The organism is Haladaptatus sp. (assembly GCF_049589095.1).
GTDB lineage: Archaea > Halobacteriota > Halobacteria > Halobacteriales > Haladaptataceae > Haladaptatus.
Genome location: NZ_JBAWAC010000299.1, coordinates 1 through 5,318, shown reverse-complemented (window position 1 = coordinate 5,318; position 5,318 = coordinate 1). Strand labels below are relative to the sequence as shown.

The window sequence follows — 5,318 nt, the reverse complement described above, 5'->3', positions numbered from 1 at the left end:
TCGGTATCTCCGTTCTCGCGAGTGTTCTCGGCGGGGATTTCCTCTGGGCTGGTCTCGGTCTCGTCGCGCTCGCGTTCGCGCTGATGGAGTTACCGGCGGTGCTCGAACGGGATTATCACTTGCCCGTCGATACCGGCCTAACGCTCTGGATCGTCGTCCCGGTCTTTCTGCACGCGATCGGGACCGTCGGTCTGTACGAGTCCGTCGGCTTGTGGGACCAGTTGACCCACACCCTCTCCTCGTCGCTCGTCGCGGCGGCGGGCTATACGACGGTGCGGGCCCTCGACGTCCACGCCGATTCCATCTACCTTCCGCGGAAGTTCATGCTGCTATTCATCCTTCTCTTCACGCTCGCGTTCGGCGTCCTCTGGGAACTGCTGGAGTTCGGACTCGGCGGGTTGGCGACGATGTCGGGAACGGGGAGCGTCCTGTCGCAATACTCGCTCGAAAACACGATGCTCGACTTGGTGTTCGACACCGTCGGGGGTATCATCGTGGCCGTCTGGGGGGCGACACACCTGTCGAACGTCTCCGATGCGGTCGCCGCGCGGTTGGATGCCGGGGCGGAGTGACGGGCGACGGCCTAGAAACCTATGGAACTCCCGTCCCTCGGTTCTAGTCATGAGTTCCCCCGAAGACGGATTCGACGATGCGTACGCCGGAACACCACCGTGGGACATCGGTCGCCCGCAGTCGGCCATCCGCTCGTTGTTCGAGCGGGACGAAATCCCGTTCGAGGGCCCGGTCCTCGATCTCGGCTGTGGAACCGGAGAAAACTCGCTCTTCCTCGCCGACCGCGGATACACCGTTCTCGGCGCCGATGCGTCCCCGCGTGCCATCGAGCAAGCGAAAGCGAAGGCGGAAACCCGTGACGTCGCCGGGGACATCGACTTCCGGATCGAGGACGCGCTTTCGCTGGATGGCGTCGAGGACGATTTCGGCGTCGTCGTCGACTGCGGCCTGTTTCACGTCTTCGATGACGAAACCCGACGAACGTACGTCTCGTCGCTGGCAAGCGCCGTCGCGCCGGACGGACACGTCGTCATCCTCTGTTTCAGTGACCGGGAACCTGGGGAGTGGGGACCGCGACGAATCAGCGAGCAGGAACTCCGGACGGCGTTCGAGGACGGGTGGGAAATCGTGAAAATCGACCCTGCACGGTTCGAAGTCAACGCGCAGGGGGAGGACGTCTCACCGTCCAACGATGAGAGCGTCGAAGCGTGGCTCACGGTCGTTAGACGCGCCGTGAAATAAAGAATATCCGCTGTTTCTCGGGAGCTACAATCCGTAGCCGTCCCAGTCGATCCATTCGTGTTCCCAGCCACGACGGGTCTGGAAGTGGCGTTCCGCGAACTCGCGGTCCTCGCGGTCGGTTCGGTTCCGTTCGATGGTATCGGCCTGTTCGCCGTCAACGAGGAGCGGCGAGAACGCGACGGTGCCGAACTCCTCCGCGACTTCGGGGGTTCCATCATGGGTGCGCTCGACAGCGGCCAACTGCTGTGTGCCGCCGCCCAACGGGACGACCAACCGGCCGTCGGGCGTCAGTTGTTCGACGAGCGCGTGCGGCGGTCGGATGGACGCCGCTTCCACGACGATTCGGTCGAACGGTGCGTACTCGGGGAGTCCGTCCGCACCGTCGCGGCAGTCCACGAAGACACCGCCGTAGCCCGCGGATGCGAGGTTTTGCCGAGCCTCGTAGACGACGGTTCGCGTGATATCGACCGCGTGGACGTTCTCCTCACCGACGATTTCCGCGAGTACGGCGGAGGTGTAGCCGACGCCAGCGCCGACGACGAGAACGGAATCGGTCTCCCGAACGTCGAGGGCTTCCAGCAGTTGGGCGACGGTGCTCGGCGACAGTATCTTCGTCCCTCGGTGGTCGAACGACTGGTCGGTGTAGGCACCTTCGTGTGCTTCGAGGGGGACGAACTCGTGGCGGGGGACGGTCCGAAGTGCGAGACCGACGTACTCGCTCCGAACGAGTCCTTTCATCTCGTGTTCGAGGCTGGCGACCATATCGTCGCGCAGCGCCGACGGTTCCATGGTTCGGCTTGGGTTCCGATGTTCTTCAATGGCGCGGCCTGTGCCCGATAATTGCTTGCTGTTGCGTGCCCGGGATGTCGCGCACGTCGACAGATTCGAAGCCAGCGCCCTCGAACCACTCCCGGAACCGGGTTTCGTCGTAGGTATCGCCGTTTTCGGTCACCGCGAGCATGTGCGCCCCGAACAGCGCCGCGTCGTCGGCCCACCCTCGGACCTTGTCGGTGAAGACCGCTACGCCGCCGGGGGAAAGCGCACCGAACGCGTTTTCGAGGAGCGCTCGGTTCTCGTCCGGGCCGAGTGCATGGGCGACCCGGGAGCAGAACGCGAGGTCGAATCCGGTCGGAAGGTCGTCGGTCGCATCGCCGGGGACGAGTTCGACGGGTTCGTGTTCGAGGAATTTTTCGTCGACTTCGATGACGTCGGGTCGGTCGAACAGCGTCACGTCGAAGCCACGACGGGCGAACTCCTTGGAGAACTCACCAGGCCCGCCACCGATGTCGAGGACGCGCTCCGCGCGGGGGGTCTCGTGAACGGCTTCCGTGACGCAGGTGCGGACCGTCGTCTCGTCGATGGTTGCCATCGCGCCCATGAAGTCCGTCGTCCATTCCTCGGACGGCTCGGGTGCGTCCCCGGTTCGCATGGTCTCCGGGAGCGCGAGCCAGCTGTCGAGACAGTCCATGTAGTGGGGCATACGACCGATGGAACGCACGTCAGTCTTGGCGAACAGTCCGAGTGCCCGATTGGTCGCCTCGTACTCGCCATCGACCGTTTCGAGGTAGCCCAGTTCGGCCATCGCGGCCAGCGTGATTCGTGCGGCGCGCTCGGTGACGCCCGTTTCCGCGGCGATTTCGACCGGTGTCCCCGCGTGAAACATGACGGCGTCGATGATGCCCGTCTCGCGGGCGGCCCACAGCAAACACAACTCGCGATAGTCCATGCCGAACCGACGGCGGCGAGTCGAAAAAAGCTACGTGCCGAAGGTTTCAGCTCTCTCAGCTTACCACGCGGACCACGCCGTCGAACCCTCGTCCTCGGCGTAGATTCGCTTTACGTCCTTGGCGACGACGGCGTCGCCGTCGAAGTCCAGTCGGTCGTGGTCGTAGCCGGACGCGTCGTCGGTGACGAGGATGCCGTCGATGGTGAACTCCTCGTTCGCGAGTTCCTCCCGTTCGCCGACGACGAACTCGTAATCCCCCGGAATGTTCACCTTGACGCTCCGGGAGTTGTCCCGGCGGCCGTCGTTGGGGTGAATCGTGACGTTGACGCTCACGTTGTCCACGGCGCGCGTCCAGATGGTCTCGACGTCGGGAGCCACCGACTCCTCGACGCGGCGGTCGTCCTCCTGTTCGAGACTGGTGATTCGGACGACGAAGATGGCCTCGTCGGTTTCGAGGACGAACTCCTCGCCGACCGCCAGCGTCTCCTCCACGGGAACGTCCGCCTTCGCGGTGAACGACTCGCCTTCCTGCGAGACGACGACGTCGATTTCCTCGGTCTTCTCCTCCTCGATTTTCGTCTTGTGGACGTGGTCGCACTCGGTGCATCGCACCGTCGCCTGTCCGCCCGGTTTGAGGACTTCGTGAACCGTCTCCAAATCGGGGGAACAGGATGGGCAGACGACTGCCACACGTTCCGCTGTATCGCTCATGGAGCGGTGTAGGAAGTCAGGCCGTAAAAGTGCGTGGAGTTGTGGGAGAGTGCGGCAAACGGAACACTCATGGAATCCGGCCGTACTCGTAGAGTCGAAATGAGACGGCGGAGGCTCGTCGGGAAAATCGGTGTCGGTGCCGTGGCGCTGTCGCTCGGCGTCTCCGGTTGTAGCGAGTTCGTCGGCGGGGAAAACGAAGCCACGATTCCGCTCTTCGTCACGAACTACGACGGGATGGACCGACCACTCACCGCGATTTGGCGCGCCGACGATGGAGAACGAGGGCGGAAAACGGTTACCGTTCCCGCTAGAAGCCGGATTCGAATCGCCGATATCGGTGCGAACAACGGCGTAACCGTCGAAATTCCAACCGGATTTTCAAAGGGCGGTGGTCCGTTCTGGAATGCGACCTCGGCGGAGATTTACCTCACCGCGGACGACGGTATCCAAATTCTCCCGTCGAAATCCGGGTGAATCTCACCCGTCGAAGTACAACTCGTAGTGGTTCGAACAGCCCGGATTGAATTCCGCGTCACACTCCGAACACTGCGACTCACAACCGAGATACTCCGCAATCGTCAGTTCCGAACCGCAGACGCCGCACAGCACCGCCTCGGTGTCCCGTTCGTCTTTCGCCCACGTTTCGCGTGGATGGTCAGCAACCGCGTCGTGGCACCGAAAACAGGGAAAGTACTCGTCACAGCAGGGGAACCGAATCGCGATCACGTCACGCTCGGTGTCGTAGTGCGCACACCGCGTTTCGGCGTCTACATCGATGCCGTGGACGTCGATTCCGTGGACGAGAGTCATTGAAAGGGAAAAGTCGGTCAGTTAGGGCTGTGGCAGTTCGACTTCCTCGCCGTCCGCGTAGACCGTCGGCTCTCGAATGATGCCGTCGAGGTGGAGCGGAGCGTCCGTGTCGCCGCCGATGCCCGCGTCGTCGCCGATGGCGATGTGGACCGTGCCGCCCGCCTTCTCGTCGAGGAGGACGGAACCGACGAGTTCGGTGACCGCGACGTTGGTGCCGATGCCGAGTTCGGCGAGGTTGTAGGCGTCCTGTCCGACTTCCTCCGCTCCCGTCTCGACCTGCTCGCGGATTTCGTCGTCGCTGATACTCGTGACGTAGCCGTCCTCGACTTCGAATTCGAGAGTCTGGCCGTCTTCGAGGAGGCCGTGCGGGCGCATGGTGCCGTCCACGACGTATTTGCCGTTCACGTTCTCGGGGCTGACGAACACCTCGCCTGCGGGGAGGTTGGTGAAGTCGCCGGGTTCGTGACAGAGGCCGGTGTCGTCGTACCACTCGCGGTCGCCGGGTTCGAAGGTGATGTCCGTTCCCTTCTCGGTCGTGACGCGAATCTCCTCCGCGTCCTCGACCTGCGCGAGCACGTCCTTGCAGTGCTCGTCGATGTTCTCGTAGTCGGCGGCGAGGCCCGTCACCATCACTTCTTCTGTGATACCGGGGAGGGTGGCGATTCGTGCCCCCTCGTCGTTCGCGTTTCCGCGTGCGCGGGTGTGGCTCAAACTCTTCGTCGTCGGTGCGAGGACGACATCCGCGGCGGCCATCGCGGCGGCGACGGCGGCTGGTGGCTCTTCCCCGTGCTGATTGCCGCCGGGGAGCACCCACACC

At 63.6% G+C, this 5,318-nt stretch carries 8 protein-coding genes; 3 read left to right on the top strand and 5 right to left on the bottom strand.

From position 1 onward, the window contains the following. Both WBV42_RS09725 and WBV42_RS09720 read left to right on the top strand, forming a co-directional pair. A partial coding sequence (locus WBV42_RS09725; RefSeq protein ID WP_423985848.1) for a hypothetical protein occupies positions 1-572 on the top strand: 572 nt, incomplete at its 5' end. Between the two features lie 49 nt (positions 573-621). Then, positions 622-1,254, top strand: coding sequence for a methyltransferase domain-containing protein (locus WBV42_RS09720; protein ID WP_423985847.1), 633 nt, complete (start codon positions 622-624; stop codon positions 1,252-1,254). Positions 1,255-1,278: 24 nt separating this feature from the next. On the opposite strand, the gene WBV42_RS09715 is transcribed toward WBV42_RS09720, so the two are convergent. From WBV42_RS09715 to WBV42_RS09705, 3 genes are read right to left on the bottom strand one after another with little or no spacing between them, the layout of a single operon-like run. Further along, complete coding sequence (locus WBV42_RS09715; protein ID WP_423985846.1) at positions 1,279-2,043, bottom strand: protein-L-isoaspartate O-methyltransferase family protein; 765 nt, start codon at positions 2,041-2,043, stop codon at positions 1,279-1,281. A 25-nt stretch (positions 2,044-2,068) separates the two neighbouring features. Further along, positions 2,069-2,980, bottom strand: coding sequence for a class I SAM-dependent methyltransferase (locus tag WBV42_RS09710; RefSeq protein WP_423985845.1), 912 nt, complete (start codon positions 2,978-2,980; stop codon positions 2,069-2,071). A 60-nt stretch (positions 2,981-3,040) separates the two neighbouring features. Beyond that, positions 3,041-3,691, bottom strand: coding sequence for an HVO_0476 family zinc finger protein (locus WBV42_RS09705; protein WP_423985844.1), 651 nt, complete (start codon positions 3,689-3,691; stop codon positions 3,041-3,043). A 99-nt stretch (positions 3,692-3,790) separates the two neighbouring features. On the opposite strand from WBV42_RS09705, the gene WBV42_RS09700 reads away from it, so the two are divergent. Next, complete coding sequence (locus WBV42_RS09700) at positions 3,791-4,165, top strand: hypothetical protein (RefSeq protein ID WP_423985843.1); 375 nt, start codon at positions 3,791-3,793, stop codon at positions 4,163-4,165. Positions 4,166-4,168: 3 nt separating this feature from the next. On the opposite strand, the gene WBV42_RS09695 is transcribed toward WBV42_RS09700, so the two are convergent. Next, positions 4,169-4,501 (bottom strand): CHY zinc finger protein, encoded by a 333-nt coding sequence (locus tag WBV42_RS09695; protein ID WP_423985842.1) that lies wholly within the window; start codon positions 4,499-4,501, stop codon positions 4,169-4,171. 21 nt (positions 4,502-4,522) lie between these two features. Next, positions 4,523-5,318: aminopeptidase (locus tag WBV42_RS09690; protein ID WP_423985841.1), on the bottom strand; the 796-nt coding region annotated here is incomplete at its 5' end.